Source organism: Novosphingobium sp. (assembly GCF_049240505.1).
GTDB lineage: Bacteria > Pseudomonadota > Alphaproteobacteria > Sphingomonadales > Sphingomonadaceae > Novosphingobium.
Genome location: NZ_JBMLSM010000040.1, coordinates 1 through 16,743, shown reverse-complemented (window position 1 = coordinate 16,743; position 16,743 = coordinate 1). Strand labels below are relative to the sequence as shown.

Genomic DNA, 16,743 nt, shown 5'->3' with positions numbered 1-16,743 from the left:
TCCGTTCTTATCCTTCGAATTCCAGAATCAATGTGGCAAGTGGCGGCAGGACCACGAAGGCGGCACCGCCTTCTGCCGTAACCTGCCCCAGATTGCCGATGCCGCTGCCGCCATAATCCTGCGCATCGCTGTTCAGCACTTCGCGCCACGCGCCATCGTGCGGCAGGGGCAGGCGATAGTGATCGTGGACCTGCGGCGTCATGTTGCTGATGACGGCTACCGGCTTTGCACCCGGTGCCTTGCGCAGCCATGCGAAGACCGAAGCCTGTGCATCATCGACCACCAGCCATTCAAAGCCTTCAGGCTCGCAATCGCGGGCGTGAAGGGCGGGTCGGGTGGCATAGACGCGGTTGAGATCGCGGACCCAGCGGCGGACGCCTTCGTGCGCCGGGGCATCAAGCAAATCCCAGTCAAGGCTGCGCGCCTCGCTCCATTCGCGGCGCTGGGCGAATTCCTGGCCCATGAACAGCAGTTTCTTACCGGGATAGCCCCACATCATGCCGTAGTAGGCGCGCAGGTTGGCGAATTTCTGCCAATCATCGCCGCTCATCTTGTTCAGCAGGCTGCCCTTGCCGTGGACCACTTCATCATGGCTGAGCGGCAGGACGAAGTTTTCGCTGAAGGCGTAAGTCAGGCCGAAGGTGATGTCGTTGTGGTGGTATTGGCGGTGGATCGGATCACGCGCCATGTACTGGAGCGTGTCGTGCATGAAGCCCATGTTCCATTTGAAACCGAAGCCAAGGTGCTCGCGCGGGGCTTCGTCAAAGGCGGGCTTGCTGACGCCGGGCCATGAGGTGGATTCCTCGGCAATGGTGAGGAAACCGGCGTGGCTGGCATAGACAGCGCGGTTCATTGCTTTCAGGAATTCGACCGCTTCCCAGTTTTCACGCCCGCCTTCGTCGTTGGGAATCCATTCGCCCGATTTGCGCGAATAATCGCGGTAGAGCATCGAGGCGACGGCATCCACGCGCAGTCCATCGACGTGGTAGCGCTCTGCCCAGAACAGCGCGTTGTTCACGAGGAAGCTGACGACTTCGCGGCGGCCGAAGTTGTAGATCAGCGTGTTCCAATCGGGATGGAAGCCCAGGCGCGGATCTTCGTGTTCATAGAGCGCAGTGCCATCGAAATTGACGAGGCCGTGTTCATCGGTGGGGAAGTGCGCTGGCACCCAATCTATCAGCACCGAAACACCTGCGCGATGGGCGCCATCGATGAAGCGGGCGAAACCTTCAGGTGGACCGAAGCGGGCGGATGGGGCGTAAAGACCAGTGGTCTGGTAGCCCCACGATGGGTCGTAGGGGTGTTCCGATACGGGCAGAAATTCGATATGGGTGAACCCCATTTCCGCCACGTAAGGGATCAGGCGGTCTGCCAGTTCGTCCCACGTGTAAAAGCCTTCGTCATGGGGCTTTTGCCATGATCCGGGGTGGACTTCGTAGATCGACATGGGTTGGCGGCGAGCATCGATGCTGGCCCAGTGGGCACGGTGATCGGCATCGCCCCAGTCCATCTTTACCGGGTGTGCGGTGATGGACGCGGTGCTGGGACGAAACTCTGCGGCTTGCGCAAAGGGATCTGCTTTGAGCGGAAGCACCGTGCCATCTGCACCGACGATGCGGTATTTGTAGGCGCGGTGTTCGCCAATGTCGGGGACGAAAACTTCCCACACGCCGATGTCGGCGCGGCGGCGCATCGGGTGGCGGCGATGGTCCCAATCGTTGAAATCGCCCACGACGCTGACAAGCCGCGCGTTGGGTGCCCAGACGGCGAAGTGGACGCCCGATGTGCCTTCATGTTCGATCAGGTGTGCGCCCATCTTGTCAAACAGGCGCTGGTGGGTGCCTTCGGCAATCAGGAAATCATCCATCGGGCCGAGAACGGGGCCGAAAGAGTAGGGGTCTGTCACCAGCCATTCGTGGTTGCCCGCCTTGCAGGCATAGCGGACGGGTTGGCGCGGGCCTTTGACTTTACCTTCGAACAGTCCGCGCCCGTCGATGCGGGTGAGCTTGCCCAGCTTCTTGCCGGAGAGTGACCAGGCCACCGCTTCATCGGCACCGGGAAGGACCGCGCGGGCGAATGCGCCGTCTGGCCCTTCGTGAATGCCGAGAAGCGAGAATGGATCGGCGTGCGTCCCGTCCAGAAGGGCTTCAATGGCGCTCGCCGGTGGTTTCATGCTGACCGTCAGACCCCCCAGATATCGCGGGCATATTCGCCGATCGTGCGATCGGACGAGAACCAGCCTACGTTGGCTATGTTGCGGATTGCCGAAGCGCGCCATGCGGACTGCTGTTCCCAGCGGCGATCGATGTTGCGCTGGGCGGCGTGATAGCTGTCAAAATCGGCGGCGACCATGAACCAGTCGTGGTCGTAGATGCCGCCCATCAGGCCTGCATAGCGCTGCGGATCATCGGGCGAGAATACGCCGGTAGCGATGGCGGCAAGGGCCTGCTGCAGTTCGCGCGATCCTTCGATGATCTCACTCGGGTTGTAGCCATTGGCGCGCTTGTCCTCGACCTCATCGGCGGTGAGGCCGAAGATTTCGATGTTCGCATCGCCCACATGATCCTTGATTTCGACATTCGCGCCATCGAGCGTGCCGATGGTGAGCGCGCCATTGAGTGCGAACTTCATGTTGCCGGTGCCCGATGCTTCCATGCCGGCGGTGGAAATCTGTTCGGACAGATCGGCCGCAGGGATGATCTTTTCGGCAAGGCTGACGTTGTAGTTCGGCACGAACACGACCTTGAGCAACCCGCCTACCGAGGGATCGGAATTGACGCGGCGTGCGATGTCGTTCGACAGTTTGATGATCAGCTTGGCGTTGTGATAGCTCGACGCTGCCTTGCCGCCGAAGATCTTGACGCGCGGCACCCAATCACGTTCCGGGTGGCTGCGGATCTGGTCATAGAGTGCGACGGTCTCGACCAGATTGAGCAACTGGCGCTTGTATTCGTGGATGCGTTTGATCTGCACGTCGAACAGCGCATCGGGATCGAGGCGGACGCCCATTACGTCCTTGATATGCTTGGCCAGCGCGATTTTGTTGCTGCGCTTTACCTCGGCAATGCGTTCGCCCAACTGAACATCGTCAGCCAGAGCGTTGAGATCGGCCAGCTTTTCGGCGTCATCAAGGAAGGCATCGCCGATGGCGTCCTTCAGCACCGAAGTGAGGCCGGGGTTGCACTGTTGAAGCCAGCGACGCGGGGTGACGCCGTTGGTCTTGTTGTTGATGCGCGCAGGGTAAAGCTTGTGCAGATCCGAGAAGACCGTGGTCTTCATCAGATCGGTGTGAAGCGCGGCCACACCGTTGACGCTGTGAGCGCCGGTGAAGGCCAGGTTAGCCATGCGAACGCGACGTTCGCCGCCTTCGTCGATCAGGCTGATCGCGGCGATGGCGGCATCATCAAGCCCGGCCTTGCGCGCTTCACGAAGGACGCGGCTGTTGATGGCGTAGACGATCTGCATGTGGCGCGGCAGCAGGCGTTCGAACAGTGGCAGCGGCCATGATTCCAGCGCTTCGGGCAGGAGCGTGTGGTTGGTGTAGGCGACGGTCGCCTTGGTCAGTTCCCACGCTTCGTTGAATTCAAGCCCGTGCGCATCGACCATGAGGCGCATCAGTTCGGCCACGGCGACGGCGGGGTGCGTATCGTTGAGCTGGATCGCGGCCTTATCGGGCAGGGTGCGAATGTCGCCGTGATATTGCACGTGGCGGCGCACGATGTCCTGAATGGAGGCAGAGGTGAAGAAATACTCCTGCCGAAGCCGCAGTTCCTGTCCGGCGGGGGTGGAGTCTGCCGGGTAGAGCACGCGCACGAGACTGTCGGCGCGGACCTGTTCGGCCATTGCGCCGAAGTGATCGCCTGCATTGAACGCATCAAGGCGCAGCGGATCGAAGGCATGGGCAGTCCACAGGCGCAGCGTGTTCACGCGCTTGCCGCGCCAGCCCACCACGGGGGTATCGACCGCGCTGGCCTCAACCTTTTCGGCAGGACGCCATTCCACGCCATCGCCGGTTTCCACCACTTCGCCGCCGAAGCCGATGATATAGGCGCTTTCGCGGCGATCGAATTCCCACGGGTTGCCGTGAGAGAGCCATGTTTCGGGCAGTTCGACCTGCCAGCCATCATCGATGCGCTGGCGGAACATGCCGTTTACATAGCGGATGCCATAGCCGTAAGCCGGGATGCCAAGGCTCGCGAGGCTTTCCATGAAGCAGGCGGCAAGGCGGCCAAGGCCACCGTTGCCAAGCGCGGCATCGGGTTCCAGATTTTCCAGCGCAGCAAGATCGAAGCCATGTTCGCGCAGGGCCTTTTCCATGTCGCGCGTAAGGCCCATGTTTGACAGCGCATCGCGCAGCAGGCGACCGATCAGGAATTCGAGGCTGAGGTAATAGACTCGCTTCGCGCCCTTGTCATACGTCTCGCGTGTCGATTCCATCCAGCGGTCGATGATCGCATCGCGCAGCGTCAGAACGGTGGCGGTGTACCAGTCATGCGGCTTCGCGGCGCGCTCGTCCTTGCCCACGCGCTTGCGCAGCACGTCGATGATCTGGGCGTCGATTTCGGCAGCCTTGGAATTGGATTCGAGGGTCATGATACGCGATTCACCCTGCTTGGCCCGGCGCGCAGGCAGGTGTGGCCCACCCTGCGCCGATGCGCGTTGCACCGGCCCTTCACGTCCGCACGCCCGATGTTTTTGCGGCCATACGCAACTGCGAAAGGCCACGGGCTGTGCAGCAAACCATCGTACTCCCCACGGAAAGGTATGACAGGCTGCGCACGGCGGGCAAGCGGCAATCTGCGCGATGCACAGACTTGCCGCACTTCAGGTTCCGTTACGGATGGATTGCCCCACTGCACAGTCCTCACCCCGCCACTTGTAAGCGCACAATTGCGTGAAGTATGCGAGAATACGTCTGCGGTTCAGAACATGCGGCGCAAGATATTGTCCTTGATCACAAAATGGTGATGCAATGCCGCTGCGATGTGCAGCACCACAAGGCCCGCCATCAGGAAACCAAGCACTTCGTGGCCTTCATGCGCAGCTTCGGCCAAGGCTGAGCCTTTGGCCACTGCCAGCTTTGGCCATTCGAACAATCCCCAGATGCTGATCGGATATTTGCTGTTGGCCGAGGACATGATCCACCCGGTAACCGGTACGATCAGCATCAGGGCATAAAGCACTGCATGGGTGACCTTGGCGACAAGGCGCTGGAGATTGCCCATTGTGGCGGGCCATTCGGGCATGGTCCAGGTGAACCGCCAGCCAAGCCGGACAAGCGAAAGCAACAGGATGACCATTCCGGTGCCCTTGTGCAGCGGGAAAGGGTTCCACACCTCTTCCAGCGCATCGCCGCCGATGCCCGTCACGAGATTGAAGATCACCATGACCGCAATGAGCGCGTGAAGCGTGCGCGCAACCGTGTTGTAGCGGACCATTTCTGCGCCGCCTGCGATAGTTGCCATTCCCCCGACTCCCGTAAATGTCCGCACACGAGATGGCATGAACTTGCAGCCGGTGTCACGCTGAGTTGCGAAAAGGGGCGGGCGTCGCAAAACAGGACGGGCGTCAAGCAATGCTATGCGGCAAATGACGTATGGGCGATTCCGCACTGCAAAAAATATGGTGACGGCAGAAACCAACGAGACCGGCCGAAACTCCATGAGGTCGCAAGGGCGGTCCAACTTCACCGTGAGGGCAAATGTCTACCCAGCGTCTTACCCAGGTCGAACCTGCCGTGGTCCACAAGATGGCGTCCATGTTGAAGAGCCAGAAGCCAGAAGTTATTCAAACCAGCTTTGGAATCGGCCTCAACACCTGGGTCAAGCTGCGCGATGGCAAAGCTATCAGGCATTCGGTGGCCGTGCGTCTGTTGCAGCGGTTGCAGCGCGATCAGGTGATCTGAAGGCCGCATTCTGCTGGCCATAAGTCTACCCCGGCATCGCATGGCAGGGGGTTGAGTTCGGTGCGGTTGCAGTGCACAATCCGACAGGCGTCGGCGGAAAGGCATGTGCCTGACTGACACGGGCGCGCGGGGTCGGTCAGCATGGTCATGTTCCGTGAAGGCGGAAACAGGCAGCACAGTTTTAAAACTCCGGCCACGATTATGCGTGGGCCGGTGCTTGGAACTGCGCTTTTGCTGATCGCACTGCTGCTGCTGGCCGATATTCTCGCGGCGGGGCAAGCACCCTGGCTACAGTGGATGGCGCTGGGTGGCGTTCTGGCGCTTGCAGCGCTGATCCTTTGGCAAGGCGCACGCGCAGGCCGGGAAAGCGGCAGCGGATCTGAGCAGCAAGCTGGGGCGGAGCATGACGAGATAGCGCGGCTTGCCAGCGAACTGCAGGCGGCTGAAGCTGCCAACGCGGCCAAGAGCCGGTTTCTGGCGAATGTCAGCCATGAGATACGTTCCCCGCTCAATGCGATATATGGCTATGCCCAATTGGTGGAGCGTGGGGCAGAGGTCGACCCTCAACACGCCGCACGGGTCATCCGGCGCAGCGCTGAACACCTGACCAATCTGGTCGAAGGTCTGCTTGATCTTGCTTCGGTTGAACAGGGCGTGGTGCGCGTGGACAGCGGCGTGGTGCGGGCCGGTGCGCTGGTCCAGCAGGTGGCCGAAATGTTCGCTCCTCTGGCGGCGCAAAAGGGCCTGGCTTTCAAATGCGAACTGCCTGATCGTTTGCCCGAATTCGTGCGTATGGACGAACGGCGCGTGCGGCAGGCGCTGATCAATCTGGTATCCAATGCGGTGAAGTTTACCGAGGCTGGCGAGGTCGCGCTCGCCTTCAGATGGTCGGGCCAGATGGCCGTGTTCGAAGTACGTGATACCGGGCCGGGCATTGCCGATGATCGCCGCGAGGCGATTTTCGCCCCCTATGTGCGCGATGATGCTGCGGAACCCCAGGAAGGCGCAGGGTTGGGGCTTGCCATCACCAGCGCAATCGTGCGGATGCTGGGCGGCGATCTGCAACTTGAAAGCGCGCCAGGGATGGGCAGCGTGTTCCGTATCGTGATGATGGCGCCGCAAGTTTCCGGTTTCGTCGATCGCGCGGCAGAACTCGTCAGGCCAAGCGGATATGCGGGGCCGGTGCGTTCCATCCTGCTGGTGGATGACGATCGCGATCATCTGGCGGTGTTGCGGACAGCACTTGGCGAAGTGGGGTTCGAGGTGTCGCTCGCAAGCGATGGGCCGACGGCGCTGGCGCTTGCCGGAGACGCCGCGGCGCAGGGGCGGTTCGATGCAGCGGTGCTTGACGTGAGTATGCCGGGCATGACCGGATGGGACGTTGCTGCGCACCTGCGCGCAGTGCATGGGCCAGCGCTCAAGATCCTGATGCTGTCTGCCAATGCTGATGAGCGGCATGGACTGGCGGGACAGGCAGCAGACCATGATGCGTTTTTGCTGAAGCCGGTGGAACTGGGAGGATTGATCGATGCGATTGGCCGCCAGTTGGGTCTGTCGTGGGTCTACCCGCAAGCAGCATCGCCGGGCCACCGTCCTCCTGATGCCGCCGCTGCTATCTCTGACGCGACGCGCGAACATGCCGAGCGTCTGAAATCGCTTGTAAGGATCGGTCACGTGCGCGCATTGGAGGGTGAAATCCGTGCGCTGGAGCAGGCGGATGCCGCCGCAGCGCCGCTTGTGGCCAAATTGTACGCCTGCCTTGACCGGTTCGATCTGGCCGCAATGGGGAAGACGCTTGAGGAGCTTTGACGATGAGTGAAACCGCAAGTGGCGCGGGCGCGCGGCGCGATACGGTTCTTGTCGTCGATGACGAGCCGGATTCACTGCGTTTCCTGACCGACACGCTGGAAGGCGTTGGCATCACCGTGCTTGTGGCGATTTCGGGGAATGCGGCGCTGGACTTGTTACAGCACATCACACCCGACCTGATCCTGATGGACGCGGTGATGCCGGGGATCGACGGTTTCGAGACGACGCGGCAGATCAAGGCGCGTGGCGTGCTGGCGCATGTGCCGGTGGTGTTCATGACCGGGCTGACCGAGAGCGAGCATGTGATCGAAGGTTTCGAGGTGGGCGGGGTGGACTATCTGCGCAAGCCGGTGAACGTCCACGAACTGCTGGCGCGCGTGCGCGTGCACATCGGCCATGCCCGCGCGATGCAGGCCGGTGCTGCGGGGCTGGATGCGACCGGGCGGCTGATGATGGCGACCGATACGCAGGGGCAGTTGTTGTGGTGTACGCCGCTGGCGGATCAGGCAATTACGCGCGTCAGCCCGGAATGGAGCCGGGAGCGGGGCACTTTGCCCGACGTGCTGCGCGGGCCGGTCACCCGGCTGCTGGCCCGCAACGAATTGGGCGCGACGGCGCGGATCGAGCAGGGCGAAGGATCATTGGAACTGGTGATCATCGCGCATTATCGGGACAACGAGGTGCTGATCCGGCTCAACGAGTTGAACCCCCGCGCCGATGTCGGTCGTTTGCAGCAGCGGCTGTCGCTGACCGATCGTGAGGCCGAAGTGCTGCTGTGGATCAGCTATGGCAAATCGAACGGCATGATATCCGAGGTGCTCGCGATCAGCCCGCGCACGGTGCAGAAGCACCTTGAGCGCATTTACGAAAAGCTGGGTGTGGAAACGCGCGCTGCTGCTGCTGCCGTGGCAATCAAGGTGCTGGGCACCTGATGAAATGACAAGGCCGGTGCGGAGGGGAAACATTTCCGCACCGGCGCTTTGCCAGTGGCTTCAGCGTCTGGCCATAGTGCCGCGACGCGCGGCTTGGGCCAGTTCCTGAACCATCGGTTCAACGCTGGCCACTGCTGCGCGGCGGCACTGGTAATCGGGCATCGGCGTCACGATCATGCGGTCAGCGGGATCGCAGGCTTCTGCAGCGGCATCGGCAATGCGATTGCGCAGCTTGCGCATGTGATCTGCACGGGTCAGGTCAAGGCCATCGGCAGAAACCGAGATATTGACGGTCTGGGCGGGCGCAGCCGATGCGATCTGCGGCGCAGACAGCAGGCCGAGCGCCGCGATTGCGGCGAGCAGTTTGGTCATGGGCATTCTCCTGCGAAGGACTATTCTTTTTCAGGTCCGGCTTTCCGGCTCCTGATGCCTTTTGGCGATTGTTGGCGGACTGGCGGGTGTTCCCGATACTTCTCAATCCAGAGCCAAGAATACGGCTGGTAAACAGGAATAACAAGCTACTTGAATAAATAAAGCCAAGTAAATCAGTGTGTTCTGCTTGTGCCTTGCAACAATGCCGGGTAATTTCAAAGGGCTGGGACATACCTTTGCAGTAGTTCGTAATACGCCAAATCTGGACGGGTGTCCGAAAATGACCGAGAGTCAGGCATTTGGCAGATGTCTGCACGAGGTTGGCCAGCCTAGGGTTGGTGATCTGCGATAATGTTGCGTTGCAGCAAATGTCGGGCTGGCGATGTGCTTCTGCATTTGGTCTTATCGGTCACGAAAGCGCCCTTGGCCCCATGTTGCGATTGCGCCAAGGTCTGTGCGGGAGAACAATATGACGACCATGCAGGCGGTTCAGGTGCAGCGCTTGAGCGAAGATCTTGGGGGAGTGGCTCTGGCAGAGGTGCCCATGCCGGTGCCTTCGCAGGGCGAAGTGCTGGTGCGGATCGAAGCGGCTGCACTGGGCTTCCCAGACTTGCTGATGACGCGCGGCGGCTATCAGGCCAAACCGCCTTTGCCCTTTGTTCCCGGCATGGAGGGAGCGGGCACGGTGATCGAAGCGCGCGGCTGCAATCGCTTGCGTGAAGGTGATCAGGTGATCGTCGGAGGGCTGACGGGTGCGGTGGCGCAATATGGCGCTTTTGCTGAAGGTTCGGTGATGCCATTGCCCGCAGGATTGAACATGGCAGAAGGCGCATCCTTGCGCGCAGCCTACCTCACCGCTTGGGTGGCGCTGGTTTGCCGGGGGCGGGCAGTGGAAGGGGAATGGCTGCTGGTTCATGGTGCGGCCGGGGGCGTGGGATTGGCGGCGGTCGATCTTGGCAAGGCGCTGGGCCTTAAGGTTATCGCTGTTGCATCCACGCAAGGCAAACGGGATGCCATCGCCCGCCTCTATGCGCCTGACCATGTGATCGACGGCAACTCCGGTTTTCGAGAGCAGGTGCTGGCCATCACCGGAGGCCGGGGGGCGGATCTGGTCTATGATCCGGTGGGCGGTGACGTGTTCGATGAATCCACACGCTGCATCGCCTTCGATGGTCGACTACTTGTGATCGGCTTTGCCGCTGGCCGAATCCCGCGGATCGGGGCGAACATTCCGCTGATCAAAGGGTTTTCGGTCGTGGGGGTGCGTGCAGGTGAATATGGCCGTCGCTTTCCCGATCGGGGGGTGCAGAACGTCGAGAACATCCTCAAGCTCGCTGGCGAGGGGCGGATTCGCCCTCACGTCCATGCACGATATCCCCTGCGCGAATGGGCGAGTGCCTATCGCGCGATGGAACAGCGAGATGTTATCGGGCGCAGCGTCATCCTCCCGCACGAGGGCTGACCTGCAGCTTTGAGTCCGCGCGCGAGCTGCTACAGTTTGGGCAAAAAAAGGGGCCGCACCGTTGCCGGGCGGCCCTGGAAAGTTTGGGAGAGGATGCCTGAAAGGCCTCTTCCAAATGGGCTTTTCGCTGATTCTTCGCAAGTGCGAATAGTGAAGCATTTGTTGCATTTTTTGCAATCATATGACCTTTAGGCTAGATTTTTCTTGAGTTTGAAAAAATTGACTGCGTTATCAATGCAATGGGTGCCGTGCAATCGCTGCGGAGTACGCAGCCTGAATGGCTGAAATTGCTGCACCTGCACAAATGATCAGGCGCCGCTGGTAGATAATAGCCTGTTGACCCGCTGATTGTGATTGCTATAAATCATAACAGATTGGGAGAGCAGCTATGTTTTTCGAACGCATTAATCCGCTTACCGGCGACGTCGCCTCCAGCGCACAGGCGATGCAAGCGTCTGATATCCCTGCTATCACTGCCAAGGCTGCAAGCGCTTACCCGGCATGGGCGGCGATGGGGCCAAACGCCCGTCGCGCCGTGCTGATGAAGGCGGCATCCGCGCTCGAAGCGCGCGCCGACGCTTTTGTCGAAGCGATGATGGGAGAAATCGGCGCGACCAAGGGCTGGGCGCTGTTCAACCTTGGACTGGCAGCCAGTATGGTGCGTGAGGCGGCTGCGCTGACCACGCAGATATCGGGCGAAGTGATCCCTTCGGACAAGCCCGGATGTCTGGCTATGGCCCTGCGTGAACCTGTTGGCGTCATGCTGGGCATCGCGCCGTGGAATGCGCCGATCATTCTTGGCGTGCGGGCCATCGCGGTCCCGCTGGCCTGTGGGAATGCCGTGATCCTCAAGGCTAGCGAGCAGTGCCCGCGCACGCACGCGCTGATCATCGAAGCATTCGCCGAAGCAGGATTCCCCGAAGGTGTGGTCAACGTGGTGACCAATGCCCCGGCCGATGCCGCAGATGTCGTTGGTGCCCTGATCGATGCGCCCGAAGTGAAGCGCATCAACTTCACCGGATCGACAGCCGTGGGCCGCATCATTGCCACGCGGGCTGCTCAGCATCTCAAGCCGTGCCTGCTCGAACTCGGCGGCAAGGCACCGCTGATCGTTCTCGACGATGCCGATCTTGATGAAGCTGTGAAAGCGGCTGCGTTTGGCGCGTTCATGAATCAGGGGCAGATCTGCATGTCGACCGAGCGGATCATCGTGGTCGACGCGGTGGCTGATGAGTTTGCGACCAAGTTCAAGGCCAAGGTTTCAGCAATGGCCGTGGGCGATCCGCGTGAAGGCACGACGCCCTTGGGTGCAGTCGTGGATGCCAAGACGGTTGCTCATTGCCAGAGCCTGATCGCCGATGCGCTTGCACAAGGTGCCGAGCTTCTGACCGGCGGGGAAACGACGCAGAACGTGCTTATGCCCGCGCATGTCGTGGATGGCGTAACGCAGGACATGAAGCTTTTCCGTGATGAGAGCTTCGGCCCGGTCGTGGGTGTGATCCACGCCCGCGATGAAGCGCACGCCATCGAACTGGCCAACGATACCGAATATGGCCTGTCGGCAGCCGTGTTCACCCGCGATACCGCACGAGGTTTGCGCGTTGCCCGCCAGATCAAGTCCGGCATCTGTCACGTAAACGGCCCGACCGTGCATGATGAAGCCCAGATGCCGTTCGGCGGCGTGGGTGCGTCCGGCTACGGCCGCTTTGGCGGCAAGGCCGGTATCGACAGCTTTACCGAACTGCGCTGGATCACGATGGAAACCCAGCCCGGCCATTTTCCGATCTGATTTAACGACAATCCTGAAGGACAAGACCATGACCGAACAGAAGATCGAGCGCGCGGAAGAAGATACCGTCGCTTTTACCGTTGAAGACGGCATTGCCTGGGTGAAGTTCAACCGCCCCGAAAAGCGCAATTGCATGAGCCCCAAGCTTAACCGCCGGATGAAAGCCGTGCTGGAAGAACTGGAATTTCGCGATGACGTGAAGGTTCTGGTGCTGACCGGTGAAGGCGATGCCTGGACCGCAGGTATGGATCTCAAGGAATATTTCCGTGAGACGGAAGCGCAGGGCCTTGGCATGGTGCGCAAGTCGCAGCGTGAAAGCTATGGCTGGTTCGAGCGTCTGCGCTGGTATGAAAAGCCCACCGTTGCGATGATCAATGGCTGGTGCTTCGGCGGCGGCTATGGCCCGCTGTTCGGCTGCGACATCGCTATCGCTTCGGAAGACGCGCAGTTCGGCCTTTCGGAAATCAACTGGGGCATTCTTCCCGGCGGTGGCGCTTCGAAGGTTGCGCAGGAACTCATGCCTTTCCGCAAGGCCATGTATCACGCGATGATGGGTGAAAACCTGACCGGCAAGCAGGCTGAAGAGCAGGGCCTCGTTACCGAAGCCGTTCCTGCCGACAAGCTGAAGGCGCGCGTGCTGGAAATCTGCGAAGCGCTGAAGAAGAAGGACGGCCACGCCCTTCGCGCCACCAAGTGGGCGGTGCGCCGCATGGTCGACATGACCTATGACAACGGTCTGGAATACCAGATCCGCGCGCAGGAAGCGCTGCACAGCTTCGGTGGTGCGGCTGCTCGCAAGGAAGCGACCCGTCAGTTCCTTGACGAGAAGAGCTTCAAGCCGGGGCTTGGCACGTTCGACACGAGCAAGGTCGAAGGCTGATCGCCAATCCTTGACAGTTCGGCAAAAGGCCTCGGTCGCTTCGGCGTCCGGGGCCTTTTCCTTTCAAGGCTATGGTCTTGACCGGATGCATCGTTAGGATCGACCGCGTAATCCAAACGAGAGACCCGGCCTTGTCCAATCGCTACGATGCCCTGATTATCGGCGGGGGCCACAACGGCCTTGTTTGCGCATTCTATCTTGCTCGGGCCGGAATGCGCGTGCGCGTGCTGGAGCGTCGGCACGTTGCAGGCGGCGCGGCGGTTACCGAGGAGTTCCATCCGGGCTTTCGCAATTCAACCGCGAGCTACACCGTCAGCCTGTTGCAGCCCAAGGTCATTGCGGACATGCGGCTGCACGATCACGGGTATCGCGTGGTCGAACGCAGGATTTCGAACTTCCTGCCCTTTGCCGACAGCTATCTGAAGCTGAGAGGCGGGGAGGGGCGGACGCAGGCCGAAATCGCGCGGATATCGTCTGCCGATGCGGAAGCCTACCCGCGCTATGATGCGGCGCTGGGCCGGTTGGCTGAGGTGCTGCGTGATATGGCACTGCAAACGCCGCCCAATGTTGGTGGCGGACTTTCCGCCTTGCAAGCGATGGCGCGGCAGGGGTGGCCGCTGGCGAAGCTCGATCAGGCTACGCAGAGCGATCTGCTGGAGATATTCACGCGCTCTGCCCGCGAGTTTCTCGATGGCTGGTTCACCGATGACCGGGTGAAATCGGCCTTCGCATTCGATGCCGTGGTCGGGAACTTCGCTGGCGTTTCAACGCCCGGTTCGGCCTATGTCCTGCTGCACCACGTCTTCGGTGAGGTGAACGGCAAGGCGGGCGCATGGGGCCATGCCATCGGCGGCATGGGGGCAATCACGCAGGCGATGGCGGCTGCCTGCAAGGATGCTGGCGTAGAGATCAGTCTGGATGCGCCGGTTGCCAAGGTTCTGATCGACAAAGGCAAGGCTGCCGGCGTGAAGCTGGAAAGCGGAGAGGAGCTATATGCGCCTGTCGTTGCTGCCAATGTTGGCCCTGCATTGCTCTATCGGCAGATGGTGGATGCCAGCGACCTCGACGCCAATTTCCGAAAACGGATTGCCGGGTTCAAGACGGGTTCGGGCACGTTCCGCATGAACGTGGCACTGTCCGAACTGCCCGATTTCAGCGCCCTGCCCGGCAAGGCGCTGGCGGAACATCACACTGCCGGAATCGTGATCGCGCCGGGGCTGGATTACATGGATCGCGCTTTCGATGATGCCAGGGCGCATGGCTGGTCGCGCCAGCCCATCGTCGAAATGCTCATCCCGTCTACGCTGGACGATAGCCTCGCGCCGCCGGGTTGCCACGTGGCGAGCCTGTTCTGCCAGCAATTTGCGCCTGAATTGCCCGATGGCCGCTCGTGGGACGATTGCCGTGAAGAAGCGGCGGACCTCATTATCGATACCGTCACCGCCCATGCGCCGAACTTCAAGGCCAGCGTGATCGCGCGTCAGATCCATTCGCCCTTGGATCTGGAGAGGAAGTTCGGCCTTGTCGGCGGCGATATCTTCCACGGGCGGATGAGCCTCGACCAGCTTTGGTCCGCGCGCCCGGTGCTGGGGCATGGTGATTACCGCGCGCCGATCCGGGGGCTGTACATGTGCGGGTCGGGCACGCATCCCGGCGGCGGGGTAACTGGCGCGCCGGGGCACAATGCTGCGCGCGAAATCCTGCGCGACCGGTCGATTCTTTGGAAACTGTTGCATCGCGGGTGAGGGCACGAGGCCCTCACCGGGAACATCAGCCCAGGACGTCGCTGACGGGCGTATAGGCATAGCCCAGTTCGCTGGCGACAGCCTCATAGGTCACCTTACCTTCGTGGACGTTCAGGCCCGCCGCAAGGTTTGGATCGTTCCGCAGCGCCGCTTTCCAGCCTTTGTCGGCGATCCGCAAAGCGTGCGGCAAGGTCACATTGTTGAGCGCATACGTGCTGGTGCGCGCCACGGCACCGGGCATGTTGGCCACGCAATAATGCACCACGCCATCCACCACATAGGTCGGTTCGGCATGGGTTGTGGCGTGGCTGGTTTCAAAGCAGCCGCCCTGATCGATGGCAACGTCTACCAGCACCGATCCGGGCTTCATCGTGGACAGCATATCGCGCGTGATCAGCTTTGGCGCCGCGGCACCGGGGATCAGCACCGCGCCGATCACCAGGTCAGCCTCGGCAACAAGCGAGGCCAGCGCGGCCTTGCCCGAATAGAGCGTGCGGGCGCGCCCCTCGAAATGGTTGTCGAGCTTTTCCAGCACATCGGGATCACGATCGAGGATTGTCACATCGGCGCCAAGGCCAACCGCCATTTGCGCCGCGTTGAAGCCCACGACGCCACCGCCGATCACCACGACCTTGCCCGGCAGCACGCCCGGCACGCCGCCCAGCAACACGCCACGTCCGCCATGTGCCTTTTCCAGCGCGGTCGCTCCCGCCTGTATGGCCATGCGACCTGCAACCTGGCTCATCGGTTTGAGCAGGGGCAGGGCGTTGCCTGCGCCAGTCACGGTTTCATATGCGATGGCGGTAACGCCTGACTTCACGAGGTCTGCGGTCTGTTCAGGGTCGGGCGCAAGGTGGAGGTAGGTATAGAGGATCTGGCCCTTGCGGAGCATCGCGCGCTCCACCGCCTGCGGCTCCTTGACCTTCACGATCATCTCGCAGCCATCGAACACGGTCCTGGCATCGGGCTTGATCGTGGCGCCTGCGTTTTCATAGTCCGCATCGCTCGCGCCGATACCGTTGCCCGCGCCGCTTTCCACCCACAAATCATGCCCATGCGCGACCAGTTCGCGCGCGCTTTCGGGGGTGAGGCCGACGCGATATTCGTGGTTCTTGATTTCCCTGACGGTGCCGACGCGCATGGTGGAATATCCTTTGGCTGGAGCCTTGCTCTGTAATTCCAAAACTACAGCGAAGTTTCCGGCAGTTCTTGCCTTTTTGCGCCATTGCAGCGGGAGGATTTGGTGATATCTTGCGTCGCAGTCGGCATTGATGGGAAAAATTTGCATGGATCGATCTGTTATCGCACTGCTTGAGGCGTTGCAGGACGACTCGGCATTGTCGATAGCGGATCTGGCAGAGCGTGTGGCGCTATCGCCTTCCGCTTGCCACCGGCGGGTGAAGGCAATGGAACAATCAGGCATTATCACGAGCTATGGCGCGCGGCTCGATCCAAAGCTGCTGGGGCTGTCTGTGGAGGTGTTCGTCGAGATCACCCTGAACAGCCAGAGCCGGGAAGCGATGGACCGTTTCGAACAGGCTGTTGGTGATTTTGACGACATTCTGGAATGCCACCTCATGTCCGGGTCGGCAGACTACCTGCTGCGCGTGGCCGCGCACGACCTTGGGCAATATGATGCGATCCACCGCGATTGCCTCGCCCGTCTGCCGGGCGTTTCGGCGATGCGGTCAAGTTTTTCGCTGCGCCGGATCAAGCAGATGCGGGGCTATCCGGTGCGTTAGAGCACTTTCCGACCAATCTGGGTCACCGTGACGGAGCCAAATTTGCTTCAGGGCGAGGCGCGAGGAAGGAGCAATGCTGAGGCATTGTGACTGACGAGCAACGCTGC

General features: G+C 61.2%; 13 protein-coding genes. 8 read left to right on the top strand and 5 right to left on the bottom strand.

Annotation, left to right across the window (positions count from 1 at the left end; translation table 11 throughout):
* Window positions 1-7 precede the first annotated feature (7 nt).
* From glgB to ACOVQ0_RS03480, 3 genes are all read right to left on the bottom strand, one after another.
* Window positions 8-2,173: a 1,4-alpha-glucan branching protein GlgB gene (gene glgB / locus ACOVQ0_RS03490; RefSeq protein ID WP_421880217.1), complete on the bottom strand. Its 2,166-nt coding sequence runs from the start codon at window positions 2,171-2,173 to the stop codon at window positions 8-10.
* Between the two features lie 8 nt (window positions 2,174-2,181).
* Window positions 2,182-4,593, bottom strand: coding sequence for a glycogen/starch/alpha-glucan phosphorylase (locus ACOVQ0_RS03485; protein WP_421880215.1), 2,412 nt, complete (start codon window positions 4,591-4,593; stop codon window positions 2,182-2,184).
* A 329-nt stretch (window positions 4,594-4,922) separates the two neighbouring features.
* Entirely contained in the window at window positions 4,923-5,465 is a 543-nt protein-coding gene (locus ACOVQ0_RS03480) for a cytochrome b (RefSeq protein WP_421880213.1), read from the bottom strand.
* Window positions 5,466-5,701: 236 nt separating this feature from the next.
* Between ACOVQ0_RS03480 and ACOVQ0_RS03475 the strand changes: the two genes are divergently transcribed.
* The 3 genes from ACOVQ0_RS03475 to ACOVQ0_RS03465 all read left to right on the top strand — a co-directional run bounded on the left by ACOVQ0_RS03475 (window position 5,702) and on the right by ACOVQ0_RS03465 (window position 8,646).
* Entirely contained in the window at window positions 5,702-5,905 is a 204-nt protein-coding gene (locus ACOVQ0_RS03475; RefSeq protein WP_421880211.1) for a hypothetical protein, read from the top strand.
* Between the two features lie 231 nt (window positions 5,906-6,136).
* Window positions 6,137-7,714, top strand: coding sequence for a hybrid sensor histidine kinase/response regulator (locus ACOVQ0_RS03470; protein ID WP_421880209.1), 1,578 nt, complete (start codon window positions 6,137-6,139; stop codon window positions 7,712-7,714).
* Between the two features lie 2 nt (window positions 7,715-7,716).
* A complete protein-coding gene (locus tag ACOVQ0_RS03465; protein WP_421880207.1) occupies window positions 7,717-8,646 on the top strand; it encodes a response regulator in 930 nt (309 codons plus the stop codon).
* Between the two features lie 60 nt (window positions 8,647-8,706).
* Here ACOVQ0_RS03465 and ACOVQ0_RS03460 read toward each other — a convergent pair whose 3' ends face one another.
* Window positions 8,707-9,018 (bottom strand): UrcA family protein, encoded by a 312-nt coding sequence (locus ACOVQ0_RS03460; RefSeq protein ID WP_421880205.1) that lies wholly within the window; start codon window positions 9,016-9,018, stop codon window positions 8,707-8,709.
* A 478-nt stretch (window positions 9,019-9,496) separates the two neighbouring features.
* Between ACOVQ0_RS03460 and ACOVQ0_RS03455 the strand changes: the two genes are divergently transcribed.
* From ACOVQ0_RS03455 to ACOVQ0_RS03440, 4 genes are all read left to right on the top strand, one after another.
* A complete protein-coding gene (locus tag ACOVQ0_RS03455) occupies window positions 9,497-10,480 on the top strand; it encodes an NADPH:quinone oxidoreductase family protein (RefSeq protein WP_421880251.1) in 984 nt (327 codons plus the stop codon).
* A gap of 388 nt (window positions 10,481-10,868) precedes the next feature.
* Window positions 10,869-12,269, top strand: a complete 1,401-nt coding sequence (locus tag ACOVQ0_RS03450; protein ID WP_421880203.1) for an aldehyde dehydrogenase — start codon at window positions 10,869-10,871, stop codon at window positions 12,267-12,269.
* Between the two features lie 28 nt (window positions 12,270-12,297).
* Entirely contained in the window at window positions 12,298-13,149 is an 852-nt protein-coding gene (locus tag ACOVQ0_RS03445; RefSeq protein ID WP_421880201.1) for a p-hydroxycinnamoyl CoA hydratase/lyase, read from the top strand.
* Between the two features lie 131 nt (window positions 13,150-13,280).
* On the top strand, window positions 13,281-14,894 hold the full coding sequence (locus ACOVQ0_RS03440; protein WP_421880199.1) for a phytoene desaturase family protein: 1,614 nt from the start codon (window positions 13,281-13,283) through the stop codon (window positions 14,892-14,894).
* 25 nt (window positions 14,895-14,919) lie between these two features.
* Here the strand turns inward: ACOVQ0_RS03440 and ald are convergent, their stop codons facing one another.
* Entirely contained in the window at window positions 14,920-16,035 is a 1,116-nt protein-coding gene (gene ald / locus ACOVQ0_RS03435) for an alanine dehydrogenase (RefSeq protein ID WP_421880197.1), read from the bottom strand.
* 145 nt (window positions 16,036-16,180) lie between these two features.
* Between ald and ACOVQ0_RS03430 the strand changes: the two genes are divergently transcribed.
* Window positions 16,181-16,636: an Lrp/AsnC family transcriptional regulator gene (locus ACOVQ0_RS03430; RefSeq protein WP_421880195.1), complete on the top strand. Its 456-nt coding sequence runs from the start codon at window positions 16,181-16,183 to the stop codon at window positions 16,634-16,636.
* The last annotated feature ends 107 nt before the right edge of the window (window positions 16,637-16,743 follow it).